The organism is Pseudomonas sp. TJI-51, assembly GCF_000190455.2.
Classification (GTDB): Bacteria; Pseudomonadota; Gammaproteobacteria; order Pseudomonadales; family Pseudomonadaceae; genus Aquipseudomonas; species Aquipseudomonas juntendi.
In genome coordinates, this window is record NZ_AEWE02000053.1 from 1 (window position 1) to 14,103 (window position 14,103).

Consider the following 14,103-nt stretch of genomic DNA (forward strand, 5'->3'; position numbering starts at 1 on the left):
AGCTTCAAACACTTGACTCAACACAGTGGCTGGCAGTGCCTGCTACCGCGTTGGAATGGTGCGCATTATAGGGCGGCGTTTTTGTAGGTCAACCTTTAATTTCAATAATTTAGGTTTTCCGCAGAATCCCTGCAGCCGAGCAACAGCGTGCTCGGCCTGCACCCTGCCCTGCACGCTCGCCAGCGCTACAAAACTCTGCAGGGCATTGCCCACTACCCTGCTAATTGCGCACTATATTGCTCACCCCACCCCCTCCAAGGAATGCCGCCCTTAAATGAACACCCAGCCCCGCAGCCTGGCCGCCACCCTCTTCCCGATAGGCTTGCTGCTGATTGCCATGGCATCGATCCAGTCAGGCGCTTCCTTGGCCAAAAGCATGTTCCCCATCGTTGGCGCACAAGGCACCACCACCCTGCGGCTAATCTTCGCCAGCATCATCATGCTGCTGATACTGCGCCCCTGGCGGGTTCGCCTGACCGCCAAAACCCTGCGCAACGTCATCATCTATGGCATGGCCCTGGGCGGCATGAATTTCCTCTTTTATATGGCACTGCAAACGGTGCCCATCGGCATTGCCGTGGCCCTTGAGTTCACCGGTCCGCTAGCCGTGGCGCTGCTGTCGTCGCGTCGACCCACCGACTTCCTTTGGATCGCATTGGCCATTGTTGGCTTGCTGCTCTTGCTGCCAGCCGGCCATGGCGGGCAAGCACTTGACCCTGTGGGCGCAGCCTATGCCCTGGGGGCGGGTGTTTGCTGGGCACTGTATATCCTGTTCGGGCAACGCGCCGGCGCCGAGCATGGCATCCAGAGTGCCGCCCTGGGCGTTGTGGTAGCCGCCCTGTTCGTCGCACCTATCGGCATCGCCCATGCCGGCAGCGCACTGCTCACCCCGGCGCTGATTCCCGTAGCGCTCGCCGTTGCAGTGCTGTCCACCGCCCTGCCCTACAGCCTGGAGATGGTTGCCCTGACGCGCATTCCGGCGCGCACTTTCGGCACCCTCATGAGCATCGAGCCTGCATTCGGGGCGCTGTCGGGCCTTTTGTTCCTTGGCGAAGTTCTGACAGTCACCCAATGGCTGGCGATCCTGGCGATCATTGCGGCCTCTGTGGGCACTACGCTGTCGATGCGAAAAGAAACCAGCCTACCGATCGCCGCCGACTGATATGAGAAATATTTTCATTTGAGACCGTATTAATGATTGTCGCGATCGGCCCCGCTGATTAAGCTGTCACAGCATCACGATCTTCACGCGTTCTACTGAAGCGAACACTGGCGCTGAGGAAACTCAGGAAGAACCGAAGCGATAACGACAGGGTCTGACATCGGATTCGCCCTGCATATAAGGACAGGAATGAAACGTATTTTTCTCATCCTGGCCATCTTGGCTATTGCTGGATGTGCCGCCACGGCCAAGACCGAGGTCAAGAAGGGCAAAAAGGGCCTGCATATCAATTGCTCCGGCCTTTCATCCTCGTGGGACAAGTGTTACAGCAAGGCTGCAAGCGCTTGCAGCACCCGCGGTTACCGGGTGGTCGCACGGTCTGGTGACAGCGACGAAGAAGACGGTGACTATTTGTTCGGCATCAACCCAGCGGGCTACACCAGCCGCAGCATGATCGTCATCTGCAAATAGCAGCAAGGGCAGCGCATCGGCTGCCCTCTTTGCCGCGCTTTACAGCGGCGCGGTACGCGCTTCGAGCCAGCCAAGCGCCTCCCCTTTCAACAACGGGGCCAAACGCTCGCGCACGTGGGCATGATAGCCATTGAGCCACTCCAGTTCGCATTGGGTCAGTCGTTCGGGCAGGAGGCAGCGGGTGTCGATAGGGCACAGTGTCAAGGTCTCGAAGTTCAGGAAGTCACCGAAGGCGCTCGTGCCTGCTTCGCGGTTGACCACCAGATTTTCGATGCGTACCCCCCATTGCCCAGGCCTGTAGGTGCCCGGCTCGATCGAGCTGATCATGCCCGCCTGCATGGCCGTATGGGGCGCCGGTGCCGCCTGGTAGGCAATCACTTGCGGCCCCTCATGCACATTGAGGAAATAGCCCACCCCGTGCCCGGTCCCATGCCCGTAGTCGACCTGGTCAGCCCAGATCGGCGCGCGCGCAATGGCATCGAGCAGGGGCGACAGGATGCCACGGGGAAACGTGGCCCGCGACAGGGCGATCATGCCTTTGAGCACGCGGGTGCAGTCTTCCTTCTGCGCCTGGCTGGGAACACCCACCGGCACCATGCGAGTGATGTCAGTAGTCCCCCCCAGGTACTGCCCACCCGAATCGATCAGCAACAGCCCGTTGCCTTCGATGCGTGCATGCGACTGCTCGGTGGCGCGGTAATGCGGCATGGCACCATTGGCATTGAAGGCTGCAATGGTCGAAAAGCTCAGCGACACGAAATTCGCCCGCCGTGCACGTGCGGCACTCAATTGCTCGTCCACGGTCAGCTCGGTGACGACCTCTCGACCAAGGTTGGCTTCCAGCCAGGCGAAGAATTCGCACAATGCCGCCCCGTCTTCCTCCATGACCTGACGGATGTAGGGGAGATCAGCGTCACCCTTGCAGGCCTTGCTCAGGGTGGTGGGGTTCAGCCCCTCGACCAGCGCCACACCCGCCGGCAAGTTGGCCAACAGGCTGCAGGTGACGCGTGCCGGGTCCACCAGCAGCCGGCTGCCTGCCGCCATGGCAGCCAGCGCCTGCCCTGCTTCGTTGTAGTCGCGCACTTCGACACCGTCGCTCGCCAGTACCTGGCGCAGGTGCGCATCCACCTTGCCTTCGCCAACGAACAGCATGGCCTGCTGCTGGCTGATCAAGGCGAAGGCCAGAAACACCGGGTTGTATGAGACATCGCTACCGCGCAGATTGAACAGCCAGGCGATGTCATCGAGGGTGGCAATGAAGTGCCAGTCGGCCCCCTTGGCCTGCATGGCCTGGCGCAACTGCGCGAGCTTTTGCGCCCGGCTCGTCGTGGCGTACGGCTGCAAATGCTGATAGACCGGATTGCCAGGCAGCGCCGGGCGCCCGTCCCACACCTCGCCCAGCAGGTCCTGGTCGGTTACCAGCCGCGCCCCGCGCGCCTTCAGGCGCTCTGACAATTGCCGCGCCGAGGCCAATGCCATGACGGCACCGTCGACTGCCACGGTGCCGTTGGGCTCAGCGTGCTCTCCCAGCCACTCCAGCGCGCCAGGCTTGCCCGGCGACAGCTTCATCAGCTCGATGCCACTGCCGGCTAATTCATGCTCGGCCTGTTCCCAGTAGCGGCTATCGACCCATAGCCCGGCAAACGCCGAGGTCACCACCAGTGTACCCACCGAGCCATGAAACCCCGACAGCCACTGGCGCCCTTGCCAATAGCCGGGCAGGTATTCGGAGAGATGCGGGTCGGATGAAGGCACCAGCAAGGCATCGACGTGCCTTGCCGCCATGGCCTGGCGCAGACGCATCAGGCGCTGTGGCACGCTGTGTTCAAAGGGGGTCTGCACGTTCATGCGCTCTCCTGCGGCTACATCACGGTTGATCCAATAGGCGGATAATGGAGCAGGCGCCAAAGCCCTGCAATCGCCCAGGCGCGAACCGGAACCGTCCTACACAAGGACCGCCGATCAAGTATTGCTGAACTTCCCCAGGGTCACGGCTTCACACACTGTACATTCGCCACACACAGGCAGCAGACCATGCCCAGTGCCTGCCCCGCTAAAACTGCAGTCGTGCTGCTCGACACTCGGGAACATACACCCGAGCATGAGCGGGCCGTGCACCTGAAGCTCGCCGAGGGCCTGGCACGCTTGCTGGGCTGCCCCCATGTGCAGCCCACGCGGCTGCCTGTCGCCACCGACAACTACTATTGCATCCCGACCGAAACCCTGACCGATACCGAGCAGGCTGCCAGCTTGGGCATTGTCAGTGAGTCCGATCTATTCGGCGGCTTGGTACCCTGCCCCTACATGGCCACCAAAGCCATTTCCCACCCGCTGCCTGCCGGAGCCTCCGGCCCTGAGGGCTGGACCGATGGCTTCGCCCGCCAGGCCGGCGACGCCTTGCTGCGCGGTTTTACGGTGTTCAGCAAACCCGATGCCCGCCATGCTGCAGCCTTGCTGTTGCGCGCTGGTCCTGTGCGGGTCAAGCCAGTACGGGCCAGCGCAGGCCGCGGGCAACAGGTGATCACAGAACTGGATCAGCTGACCCCTTTGCTGAACGGTATGGACGACCAGCAGTTGGCGGTATGGGGACTGGTGCTGGAAGAAGACCTGAGCCAAGTGCAGACCTTCAGCGTTGGTCAGGTCAGGGTGGCCGGCCTCACCTGCAGCTACCATGGCACCCAGCAACTCACCCGTGACCATCAGGGCTGCGAGGTGTACGCGGGATCTGACCTGATCGTAGTCCGTGGCGACTATCAGGCCCTGTTGCAACGCCCCCTTGAAGACCACCTGCGGCTGGCCGTGAACCAGGCCATGGTCTACGAACAGGCTGCCGAACGGCATTTTCCGGGCTTTGTGGCGTCGCGGCGCAACTACGATATCGCCCGCGGCACCACTGCCTCTGGCCAGCCATGCAGCGGGGTACTCGAACAATCCTGGCGCCTGGGCGGTGCCAGCAGCGCCGAGCTGCTGGCCCTGCAGGCATTTGCCGACGACCCGGCACTGCAGCAGGTACGAGCGTCCACCCATGAAGTGTTCGGCAGCGCCGACCTGCCCGCGGATGCCACCCTTTTCTACCAAGGAAACGACAGTGAACTCGGACAACTCAGTAAATTTGCGCGGATTCGCGAGCATGACCATTCAGAGTGAAACCGTCGAACTGCAGGTCGAGAACGACCGCATCGCCGGGACCTTGGTCAGCCCTGGCAGCAAGATGCCAGGTATTCTCTTCGTCCACGGCTGGGGTGGCAGCCAGCAACGTGACCTGGCTCGCGCCCGACACATCACCGGCCTGGGCTGCGTGTGCATGACCTTCGACCTGCGCGGCCATGAAAAAACCCAAAGCCAGCGCCTGACCGTCACCCGTGAGCAGAACCTGCAAGACCTGCTGGTGGCTTACGACCGCCTGATCAGCCACCCGGCGGTCGACAGCAACGCCATCGCCATCATCGGCAGCAGCTATGGCGGCTACCTGGCCACCTTGCTGACCCGCGAACGCCCGGTGAAATGGCTGGCCCTGCGGGTCCCGGCCATGTACTGGGACGAAGAATGGGACAGCCCCAAGCAAGCCCTTGATCGTCAGCGCTTGAACGCCTACCGCCAGCGCCCCCTGGGGCCGGCCGACAACCGCGCCCTGGCCGCCTGCGCCGAGTTCGTCGGTGATGTGCTGCTGGTGGAGTCCGAACAGGACGACTATGTACCGCATAGCACCCTGATGAGCTACCGCTCGGCATTTGTCAGCGCCCACTCCCTGACCCACCGCATGGTCGACGGCGCCGACCACGCGTTATCCAGTGAAGAAAGCCAGAAAGCCTACAGCTCGATTCTGGCGGCATGGATCAGCGAAATGGTCATCGGTGCCCGCCTGGACCGGTACCCACACTACGCACCGTGGTACGCCTGACCCTCCCCTACCTGGCAATGCAGGCCGCCATCGGCGCTGCGCACCAGGCTGCGCAAGGTCTGGTAGGCCGCAAAATTGACACCCCGTGCTTGGTGCCGGCGCAACAGCTCGAGGAAGGGTTCCTCATTGAAATACTCGGCCGCCGCCGACCAGGCCTGGCGTGACTGCCATTGCAGGTACTGCAGCACCCGGCTGCCATCGTCGCTTGCCTGAATGCTGACGCCTTGCAGGCCTTCGCAGCGCGCTGCCAACACTTCGCTGCGCACCACCAGCGCTTGAGCCAACGCCTGCTGGCACGGGCTTGGCACTTCATATTCGATCATCTGGGTGAACCACAGGGCTTGAGGGTTTGCCGACATCGACAGTCTCCTGGCTACGGGCGCATGCAGCGCGATGCCGAGCAGGGTAAAACCTCAAGTTAAGTCAAGGTCAAGCGGTTTGTGCACGCGCCGACCTGGGCTTTGAAGTGACCTTGGTGCACGATGCCTGCGCGACCCTGGCACTGATGTTCGACGGCAAGCAGGTGCCAGCGGCCCAAGTACAGGATGCGACCATGGCAGCGTTGGCCTCCGCCTACGCCAAAGTCGTGAAGACGAGCGAAATGGTGGCCGAACAGGCATGAGGTGCTCGGGGCGCTTTGCGCCCCATCCCACCGGCAGATCACTTGCAAACCACCACGGGGCGGCGAACTTGCGCGGCCTCAGATCACCACATTGCGCACAAACCGCACCGGCACGGCGCCATCGTTCCGGTAGGCGTACCGGCAATTGCTGGGGAATACCTGGAACTGCCCCACCTGCAGGCGATGTTCCATCCCCTCAATGATCAGGGTAAGTTGCCCTGCGCATACATAGATCTGCTCACTCCAACCCTCGGCATCGGCCTCGCTGGCATAACGCTCGCCCGGCGCCAGCGTCCACTCCCACAGCTCGACCTCGCGCCGCGCCGCGCTGGTGCCCAGCAAAACCGCCCGGCTCTGGGGGTGCTCGCCCGCCCAGGCCAGCTCTTCGATACGCCCTGGATCACGCAGGTCCGGCGCTTGGATCAACGTACTGAAGGCCACCCCCAACGCCTCGGCGATCAAATCCAGGGTGGTCAGGCTGACGTTCTTTTCCCCCGCCTCGATGGCCACCAGCATGCGCCGGCTAACCCCCGAGCGTTCAGCCAGCACCGCCTGGCTCATACCAGCGGCGTTGCGCAGGCTGCGAACATTGAGGCTGACGTGTTGCAGCACCGAAGCACGGTGCGCGGATTCTTTGTGCACTATAATGCTCACCGTTGTGTATTGCGCAGTATACTGCCCACTTTGCGGCGATTGTGCGCCGCCTGACGCCGAGTGTGCAAGACCATGATCCAGCCCAGCAGCAAGCCAACCCCCACCGTTACCTTTCGCCTGAGCAAGGCAGAAGTCGTGCTGGTGTTCATTACCATGTTGTGGGGCGGCACCTTTCTGCTTGTCCATAACGTGATGAGTGTCAGCGGCCCGATGTTCTTCGTCGGCCTGCGCTTTGCGGCAGCGGCGTTGTTCGTGGGCGTGGTGTCAGCGCGGGCGCTGCCTGGGCTGACCTTCACCGAGCTCAAGGCCGGCATGCTGATCGGTGTCACGATCATGCTCGGCTATGGTTTGCAGACCATGGGCCTGCAGACCATCAGCAGCAGCCAGTCGGCGTTCATCACTGCGCTGTATGTGCCGTTCGTGCCCCTGTTGCAGTGGCTGGTACTCGGCCGCCGGCCAGGCCTGATGCCCAGCATCGGCATTTGCCTGGCGTTCGCCGGCCTGATGCTGCTGGCCGGCCCGGAAGGCGGCAGCCTGCATTTCAGTGAAGGCGAAATGGTGACCCTGGTCAGCGCTGTGGCGATCGCTGGCGAGATCATCCTGATCAGCCGCTACGCCGGCCAGGTCGATGTGCGTCGGGTCACCGTTGTCCAGTTGGCGACCGCGTCGGTGTTGGCGTTTTTGATGATCGTCCCGACCCAGGAGCGCATCCCTGACTTTTCCTGGCTGCTGCTGGTCAGCGCTATCGGCCTGGGCGCGATGAGTGCGGTAATTCAGGTGGCGATGAACTGGGCGCAGAAGTCGGTCTCGCCCACCCGGGCAACGCTTATTTATGCTGGTGAGCCGGTGTGGGCTGGTATCGTCGGGCGTATCGCCGGCGAACGGCTCCCCGGCGTGGCGCTGCTGGGCGGCCTGCTGATCGTGATCGCGGTGGTAGTCAGCGAACTCAAGGTACGGCGGCGCAGCGAATGCGCCACAGGGGACGGCGAGCAGGTACCGGGTGAGCGGCAGGCAGGCCTATGAAGCAGCCAACTGCAGCTATGCTTTGTAAAAAACTGTTATAAAAAAATCACTTGTCACAGTCTATTTGTAGGATTCTGCGACAGCTTGCGTGTTGGTGATCACCCCCCCGGCACGTATGATCCTTGCAAACTTCTCCAGAATAGGCCGCTATGTCTTTGATAGTGCTATTGCTTCTGCCGTTCGTGGGCAGTTGCCTGGCAGCCGTGCTGCCGCACAACGCACGAAACGCCGAGTCCATCCTTGCCGGGCTCGTAGCCCTGGTCGGTACCGTCCAGGTAGCACTGCTTTACCCTCAGGTCGCCCACGGGGGCGTGATTCGCGAAGAGTTCCTGTGGCTGCCCAGCCTGGGCCTGAACCTGGTGCTGCGCATGGACGGCTTCGCCTGGCTGTTCTCGCTGCTGGTGCTAGGCATCGGCACGCTGGTCTCGCTGTACGCGCGCTACTACATGTCACCCCAAGACCCGGTGCCGCGCTTCTTCGCCTTTTTCCTGGCGTTCATGGGCGCCATGCTGGGCCTGGTGATCTCCGGCAACCTGATCCAGCTGGTGTTCTTCTGGGAGCTCACCAGCCTGTTCTCTTTCCTGCTTATCGGCTACTGGCACCACCGTGCAGACGCCCGCCGCGGCGCCTACATGGCACTGATGGTAACGGGCGCAGGCGGCCTGTGCCTGCTGGTGGGGGCGCTGCTGCTCGGCCATGTGGTCGGCAGCTACGACCTGGACAAGGTCCTGGCTGCCGGCGACACCATCCGCCAGCACGCGCTGTATCCGGTGCTGCTGCCCCTCATCCTGATCGGCGCCCTGAGCAAGAGCGCCCAGTTCCCCTTCCAATTCTGGCTGCCCCACGCCATGGCTGCGCCAACGCCGGTATCGGCCTACCTGCACTCCGCAACCATGGTCAAGGCCGGGGTATTCCTGCTGGCCCGCCTGTGGCCAGTGCTCTCTGGCAGCGAGGAGTGGTTCTGGATCGTCGGCGGCGCCGGCGCCATCACTCTGTTGCTCGGCGCCTTCGCCGCGATGTTCCAGAATGACCTGAAGGGCCTTCTGGCCTACTCGACCATCAGCCATCTCGGCCTGATTACCCTGCTGCTCGGCCTGAACAGCCCGCTGGCCGCGGTCGCCGCGGTGTTCCACATCCTCAACCATGCCACCTTCAAAGCCTCGCTGTTCATGGCCGCCGGCATCATCGACCACGAAAGCGGCACCCGCGACATCCGCCGCCTCAGTGGCCTGATCCGCCTGGTGCCGTACACCGCCACCCTGGCCATGGTGGCCAGTGCCTCGATGGCTGGCGTGCCCTTGATGAACGGCTTCCTGTCGAAGGAAATGTTCTTCGCTGAAACGGTGTTCATCAGCTCCACCGCCTGGGTCGAAGCCGCCCTGCCAGTAGTCGCCACGCTCGCCGGCACGTTCAGCGTGGCGTATGCGCTGCGCTTTACCGTCGATGTGTTCTTCGGCCCTACGGCCCAGGACCTGCCGCACACCCCGCATGAACCGCCGCGCTGGATGCGTGCACCGGTGGAGCTGCTGGTACTCACCTGCCTGGTCGTGGGCATTTTCCCCGCGCAGTCGGTCGGGCCGCTGCTGGCTGCCGCGGCATTGCCGGTGGTCGGCGGCACCCTGCCGGAATACAGCCTGGCGATCTGGCATGGCTGGAATGCGCCGCTGCTCATGAGCCTGCTCGCCATGAGCGGCGGTATCGTCTTGTACCTCATGTTGCGCAAGCAGCTGCGGCGGGGCCGCTTCCCTTCCCCACCGGTGATCGAGCGGTTCAACGGCAAGCGCCTGTTCGAGTACGGCCAGGTGCAGTTGATGCTGCTTGCCCGGCGCATCGAGCGCCTGCTCACCAGCCGGCGTTTGCAGTCGCAGCTGTTCATGCTGGTGGTCGCCGCATTCCTGGCCGGCCTCACGCCCATGCTCTACAGCGGCCTGAGCTGGGGCGAGCGGCCGAAAATTCCCGGGTCCGGGGTATTCGTCGCGCTGTGGCTGATCGCAATCGCCTGCGCCATCGGCGCTGCCTACCAGGCCAAGTACCATCGCCTGGCAGCCCTGACCATGGTCAGCGTCTGCGGCCTGATGACCTGCATCACCTTCGTCTGGTTCTCCGCACCCGACCTGGCCCTGACCCAGCTGGTGGTGGAAGTCGTCACCACCGTGCTTATCCTGCTCGGCTTGCGCTGGTTGCCTCGGCGTATCGAAGGTGTCTCGCCATCGCCCGGCAGCCTGGAGCGTGCGCGCATACGCCGCTTGCGCGACCTGCTGCTGGCGGTACTGGTTGGTGGCGGCATGGCCTTGTTGTCGTATGCCATGCTGACGCGGCCGACACCCAATGACATTTCCTCGTTCTACCTCAGCCGCGCACTGCCGCAGGGCGGTGGCACCAATGTGGTCAACGTCATGCTGGTCGACTTCCGCGGTTTCGACACCCTCGGTGAAATCACCGTGCTGGTGGCCGTTGCGCTGACCGTATTCGCCCTGCTGCGGCGCTTCCGCCCACCCAAGGAGAGCATGCAGTTGCCGGCCCAGCAGCGCCAGCTGGCGCCTGACGTGGTCACCGACCTGATCAACCCGCGGCATGCCACCGATACCGCACTGGGCTTCATGATGGTGCCAGCGGTGCTGGTGCGCCTGCTGCTGCCCATCGCCCTGCTGGTCTCGATGTACCTGTTCATGCGGGGGCACAACCAGCCAGGGGGCGGTTTTGTCGCTGGCCTGGTAATGTCGGTGGCGTTCATCCTGCAGTACATGGTGGCGGGCACCCAATGGGTCGAGGCGCAGATGAGCCTGCGGCCGCTGCGCTGGATGGGCACCGGCCTGCTTTGCGCAACCCTCACCGGGGGCGGCGCCATGCTGCTCGGCTACCCGTTCCTGACCACCCATACCGCCCACCTGCACTTGCCCTTGCTGGGCGACGTGCACGTGGCCAGTGCGCTGTTCTTCGATGTCGGCGTGTACACCGTGGTGGTCGGTTCAACCCTGTTGATCCTCACGGCGCTGGCGCACCAGTCGGTGCGTGCCTACCGCCCGGGTAACCCGGCGAAAACCAACCAAGCAGGAGCCGCCTGATGGAAGAAGTCATTGCAGTCGCCATCGGAGTGTTGGCCGCCTCGGGCGTATGGCTGATCCTGCGCCCGCGTACCTACCAGGTCATCATGGGCCTGTGCCTGCTGTCGTACGGCGTCAACCTGTTCATCTTCAGCATGGGCAGCCTGTTCATTGGCAAAGAGCCAATTATCAAGGACGGCGTGACCCAGGACTTGCTGCATTACACCGACCCGCTGCCGCAAGCCCTGGTGTTGACCGCCATCGTGATCAGCTTTGCCATGACCGCCCTGTTCCTGGTGGTGCTGCTGGCCTCGCGGGGCCTGACCGGGACCGACCACGTCGATGGCCGGGAGCGTGACGAATGAGCGACATGAGTCAACTGATCGTCGCGCCCATCCTGCTACCGTTGGTCACGGCGGCCATGATGCTGCTGCTGGGCGAAAAACACCGCCGCATCAAAGCCCGCCTGAACCTGCTGTCGACCCTCACCGGCCTGGCCATCGCCGTCAGCCTGCTGCTGTGGGTACGCACCCAGGGCCAGGCAGAATCGATCGGCGTGTACCTGCCGGGTAACTGGCCAGCGCCATTCGGTATCGTGCTGGTGCTGGACCACTTGTCTGCGCTGCTGCTGACCCTGACCGGGGTCATCGGCTTCAGTGCCCTGTTGTTTGCCCGCGCCCGCTGGGACAGTGCCGGGGCCAGCTTTCACGCCCTGTTCCAGATCCAGCTGATGGGCCTGTACGGCGCGTTCCTCACAGCCGACCTGTTCAACCTGTTCGTGTTCTTCGAAGTGCTGCTGGCCGCTTCCTACGGCCTGTTGCTGCATGGTTCGGGGCGCGCGCGCGTGCGTGCCGGCCTGCACTACATCGCCATCAACCTGTTTGCCTCGTCGCTCTTCCTAATTGGCGCGGCGATGCTGTACGGCGTGACCGGCACCCTGAACATGGCTGACCTGGCCCTGAAGATTCCCCTGGTGCCAGAAGCTGACCGTGGCCTGCTGCACGCCGGTGCAGCCATCCTGGCCATGGCCTTCCTGGTCAAGGCCGGCATCTGGCCGCTCAACTTCTGGTTGGTACCGGCCTATGCATCGGCCAGTGCGCCGGTGGCTGCGCTGTTCGCCATCATGACCAAGGTCGGCCTGTACGCCGTGTTGCGCCTGTGGACGCTGCTGTTCTCCGGCCAGGCCGGCGCTTCGGCCCATTTCGGCGGCCAATGGCTGGTGTACGGTGGCCTGGTGACCCTGGCGGTGGCCGCAGTGTGCATTCTCGCAGCACAGCGCCTGGAACGCATGGCAGCGCTGAGCATCCTGGTTTCGGCCGGCACCCTGCTCGGCGCGGTCGGCTTTGCCCAGCCCGCGCTGACCGGTGCGGCACTGTTCTATCTGGTCAACTCGACCCTGGCACTGTGCGCCCTGTTCCTGCTCGCCGAGCTGGTCGAACGTTCGCGCTCGGCCAATGAGGCGCCGCTGGACGAAGAAGAAGATGTGATGCCGCCCCCGCTGGAGTCCCTGCACCCCCCCAAAGGTATCAACCTTGATGACGAGCAGAAGGCGGTGATCGGCCAGATCATCCCTTGGACCATGGCTTTCCTGGGCCTGAGTTTCATCGCCTGCGCCTTGCTGATCATCGGCATGCCGCCCCTCTCGGGCTTCGTCGGCAAGCTCAACCTGATCAGCGCCTTGTTCAACCCAAACGGCCTGGGCGGCCCCGTCGAGCAGCCCCTGAGTGCCGCCGGCTGGGGGCTGGTAGCGTTGCTGATACTCTCGGGCATGGCCTCGCTGATCGCCTTCGGCCGGGTTGGCATCCAACGCTTCTGGAAGCCCGAAGAGCGCCCGTCACCCGTACTGCGCCGGTTCGAATGCCTGCCGATCGTCATTCTGCTCGGCCTGTGCATCTTCCTCAGCCTCAAGGCCGAGCCATTGCTGCGCTACACCCAGGACACGGCCGCCAGCCTGCAGGCGCCAGATGCCTATATCGATGCCGTAATGGCCGCCCGGCCGATCCCTGGCCCGACTTCGCCCAGCGCCGAGGTGCTGCCATGAGCCGCATGTTCCCCGCCCCGCTCCTCTCGGTCTCGCTGTTCGGCCTGTGGCTGCTGCTCAACCTCTCGGTCAGCCCCGGTAACCTGCTGCTGGGCGCCGCCCTTGGCGTACTGGCGCCACTGCTGATGGCCCCCTTGCGGCCGCAGCACGCACACGTCAAGCGGCCGCTGGTCGTCGCCCGGCTTATCGGCCGGGTCGGCGTCGATGTCATCATGTCCAACCTGCTGGTTGCCCGCGGCGTGCTGCGGGCCGGCAAGCAGCCGCCACGCTCGGCGTTCGTGCATATACCGCTGGCCCTGCGCGACCCGCACGGCCTGGCGGCCCTGGCGATGATTACCACGGTGGTGCCTGGCACAGTCTGGTCGGAGCTGGCTCTGGACCGCAGCGTATTGCTGCTGCATGTGTTCGACCTGGACGATGAAGCGGCCTTCGTCCAGCACTTCAAGGACACGTATGAACGCCCACTGATGGAGATTTTCCAATGACAGGCCTGCTCGCCAACGCTGTCCTCGCCAGCCTGTTCATTTTCGCCCTGGCCATGGCCCTGGCGCTGTTCAGGCTGTTCCGTGGCCCGTCTGCCCAGGACCGGGTCCTGGCGCTGGACTACCTGTATATCCTGGCCATGCTGACCATGCTGGTGCTGGGTATCCGTTATGCCAGTGACACCTACTTCGAAGGTGCCCTGTTGATTGCGCTGTTCGGCTTCGTCGGCTCGTTTGCCCTGGCCAAGTTCCTGCTGCGCGGTGAGGTGATCGAATGACTGAAACCTTGGTACTGCCATTCTGGCTGGAACTGATCACGGCGGTGCTGCTGATCACCGGCAGCCTGTTCGCCCTGGTAGGTGCAGTGGGCCTGGTGCGCCTGAAAGACTACTTCCAGCGCATGCACCCACCGGCACTGGCCTCGACCATCGGCGCCTGGTGCGTGGCACTGGCCTCGATCATCTATTTTTCGTGGTTGAAGGACGCGGCGGTGCTGCACGCCTGGCTGATCCCCATTCTGCTGTCGATCACTGTGCCGGTGACCACGTTGCTGCTCGCACGGGCAGCGCTGTTCCGCAAGCGGGTGGCGAAAGAGCCAGTGCCTGAAGAGGTCAGCAGCGGCTGCGACAGTGGCAACTGAAGGTCTGCCGCCTCACACCTGGCTCAGGCGCTGCAACTCGCGGCGCACCATGGCGGCGTAAGG

14 protein-coding genes and 1 pseudogene are annotated in these 14,103 nt (G+C 63.6%); 12 read left to right on the forward strand and 3 right to left on the reverse strand.

Going from position 1 to position 14,103, the window contains the following annotated elements:
* Positions 1-274: 274 nt before the first annotated feature.
* Both rhtA and G1E_RS12070 read left to right on the forward strand, forming a co-directional pair.
* Complete coding sequence (gene rhtA / locus G1E_RS12065) at positions 275-1,162, forward strand: threonine/homoserine exporter RhtA (RefSeq protein WP_009684157.1); 888 nt, start codon at positions 275-277, stop codon at positions 1,160-1,162.
* Between the two features lie 189 nt (positions 1,163-1,351).
* Complete coding sequence (locus tag G1E_RS12070; RefSeq protein ID WP_009684158.1) at positions 1,352-1,633, forward strand: hypothetical protein; 282 nt, start codon at positions 1,352-1,354, stop codon at positions 1,631-1,633.
* A 39-nt stretch (positions 1,634-1,672) separates the two neighbouring features.
* Here the strand turns inward: G1E_RS12070 and G1E_RS12075 are convergent, their stop codons facing one another.
* Positions 1,673-3,481 (reverse strand): aminopeptidase P family protein, encoded by a 1,809-nt coding sequence (locus G1E_RS12075; RefSeq protein ID WP_009684159.1) that lies wholly within the window; start codon positions 3,479-3,481, stop codon positions 1,673-1,675.
* A gap of 186 nt (positions 3,482-3,667) precedes the next feature.
* On the opposite strand from G1E_RS12075, the gene G1E_RS12080 reads away from it, so the two are divergent.
* Both G1E_RS12080 and G1E_RS12085 read left to right on the forward strand, forming a co-directional pair.
* Positions 3,668-4,780: a DUF3182 family protein gene (locus G1E_RS12080; protein WP_033690636.1), complete on the forward strand. Its 1,113-nt coding sequence runs from the start codon at positions 3,668-3,670 to the stop codon at positions 4,778-4,780.
* A complete protein-coding gene (locus G1E_RS12085; protein WP_009684161.1) occupies positions 4,764-5,534 on the forward strand; it encodes a S9 family peptidase in 771 nt (256 codons plus the stop codon). Before G1E_RS12080 ends, G1E_RS12085 begins: the two co-directional genes overlap by 17 nt.
* Here the strand turns inward: G1E_RS12085 and G1E_RS12090 are convergent.
* Positions 5,513-5,893, reverse strand: coding sequence for an antibiotic biosynthesis monooxygenase (locus tag G1E_RS12090; protein ID WP_009684162.1), 381 nt, complete (start codon positions 5,891-5,893; stop codon positions 5,513-5,515). The two genes, G1E_RS12085 and G1E_RS12090, sit on opposite strands and share 22 nt — an antisense overlap.
* Positions 5,894-5,967: 74 nt before the next feature.
* Between G1E_RS12090 and G1E_RS27545 the strand changes: the two are divergent.
* Positions 5,968-6,156: pseudogene (locus tag G1E_RS27545) on the forward strand (cysteine hydrolase); the annotation flags it as partial.
* A gap of 78 nt (positions 6,157-6,234) precedes the next feature.
* Here G1E_RS27545 and G1E_RS12095 read toward each other — a convergent pair.
* Positions 6,235-6,798, reverse strand: a complete 564-nt coding sequence (locus G1E_RS12095; RefSeq protein ID WP_009684164.1) for a helix-turn-helix domain-containing protein — start codon at positions 6,796-6,798, stop codon at positions 6,235-6,237.
* A gap of 84 nt (positions 6,799-6,882) precedes the next feature.
* Here G1E_RS12095 and G1E_RS12100 point away from each other — a divergent pair, with 84 nt between their 5' ends.
* From G1E_RS12100 to G1E_RS12130, 7 genes are all read left to right on the forward strand, one after another.
* On the forward strand, positions 6,883-7,833 hold the full coding sequence (locus G1E_RS12100; protein ID WP_009684165.1) for a DMT family transporter: 951 nt from the start codon (positions 6,883-6,885) through the stop codon (positions 7,831-7,833).
* Positions 7,834-7,982: 149 nt separating this feature from the next.
* Entirely contained in the window at positions 7,983-10,898 is a 2,916-nt protein-coding gene (locus tag G1E_RS12105) for a monovalent cation/H+ antiporter subunit A (RefSeq protein ID WP_047149842.1), read from the forward strand.
* Entirely contained in the window at positions 10,898-11,242 is a 345-nt protein-coding gene (locus G1E_RS12110; protein WP_003250128.1) for a Na+/H+ antiporter subunit C, read from the forward strand. The genes G1E_RS12105 and G1E_RS12110 overlap by 1 nt, the downstream gene beginning before the upstream one ends.
* Positions 11,239-12,918: a monovalent cation/H+ antiporter subunit D gene (locus G1E_RS12115; RefSeq protein ID WP_009684168.1), complete on the forward strand. Its 1,680-nt coding sequence runs from the start codon at positions 11,239-11,241 to the stop codon at positions 12,916-12,918. Before G1E_RS12110 ends, G1E_RS12115 begins: the two co-directional genes overlap by 4 nt.
* Positions 12,915-13,403: a Na+/H+ antiporter subunit E gene (locus tag G1E_RS12120; RefSeq protein ID WP_009684169.1), complete on the forward strand. Its 489-nt coding sequence runs from the start codon at positions 12,915-12,917 to the stop codon at positions 13,401-13,403. Before G1E_RS12115 ends, G1E_RS12120 begins: the two co-directional genes overlap by 4 nt.
* A complete protein-coding gene (locus tag G1E_RS12125) occupies positions 13,400-13,678 on the forward strand; it encodes a K+/H+ antiporter subunit F (protein WP_009684170.1) in 279 nt (92 codons plus the stop codon). Before G1E_RS12120 ends, G1E_RS12125 begins: the two co-directional genes overlap by 4 nt.
* Entirely contained in the window at positions 13,675-14,040 is a 366-nt protein-coding gene (locus G1E_RS12130) for a Na+/H+ antiporter subunit G (RefSeq protein WP_009684171.1), read from the forward strand. The genes G1E_RS12125 and G1E_RS12130 overlap by 4 nt, the downstream gene beginning before the upstream one ends.
* Positions 14,041-14,103 lie beyond the last annotated feature (63 nt).

Coding starts and splice junctions, on each gene's coding strand:
- rhtA (WP_009684157.1), top strand. CDS start 275: ATGAACACCCAGCCCCGCAGCCTGGCCGCCACCCTCTTCCCGATAGGC.
- G1E_RS12070 (WP_009684158.1), top strand. CDS start 1,352: ATGAAACGTATTTTTCTCATCCTGGCCATCTTGGCTATTGCTGGATGT.
- G1E_RS12075 (WP_009684159.1), bottom strand. CDS start 3,481: ATGAACGTGCAGACCCCCTTTGAACACAGCGTGCCACAGCGCCTGATG.
- G1E_RS12080 (WP_033690636.1), top strand. CDS start 3,668: ATGCCCAGTGCCTGCCCCGCTAAAACTGCAGTCGTGCTGCTCGACACT.
- G1E_RS12085 (WP_009684161.1), top strand. CDS start 4,764: ATGACCATTCAGAGTGAAACCGTCGAACTGCAGGTCGAGAACGACCGC.
- G1E_RS12090 (WP_009684162.1), bottom strand. CDS start 5,893: ATGTCGGCAAACCCTCAAGCCCTGTGGTTCACCCAGATGATCGAATAT.
- G1E_RS12100 (WP_009684165.1), top strand. CDS start 6,883: ATGATCCAGCCCAGCAGCAAGCCAACCCCCACCGTTACCTTTCGCCTG.
- G1E_RS12105 (WP_047149842.1), top strand. CDS start 7,983: ATGTCTTTGATAGTGCTATTGCTTCTGCCGTTCGTGGGCAGTTGCCTG.
- G1E_RS12110 (WP_003250128.1), top strand. CDS start 10,898: ATGGAAGAAGTCATTGCAGTCGCCATCGGAGTGTTGGCCGCCTCGGGC.
- G1E_RS12115 (WP_009684168.1), top strand. CDS start 11,239: ATGAGCGACATGAGTCAACTGATCGTCGCGCCCATCCTGCTACCGTTG.
- G1E_RS12120 (WP_009684169.1), top strand. CDS start 12,915: ATGAGCCGCATGTTCCCCGCCCCGCTCCTCTCGGTCTCGCTGTTCGGC.
- G1E_RS12125 (WP_009684170.1), top strand. CDS start 13,400: ATGACAGGCCTGCTCGCCAACGCTGTCCTCGCCAGCCTGTTCATTTTC.
- G1E_RS12130 (WP_009684171.1), top strand. CDS start 13,675: ATGACTGAAACCTTGGTACTGCCATTCTGGCTGGAACTGATCACGGCG.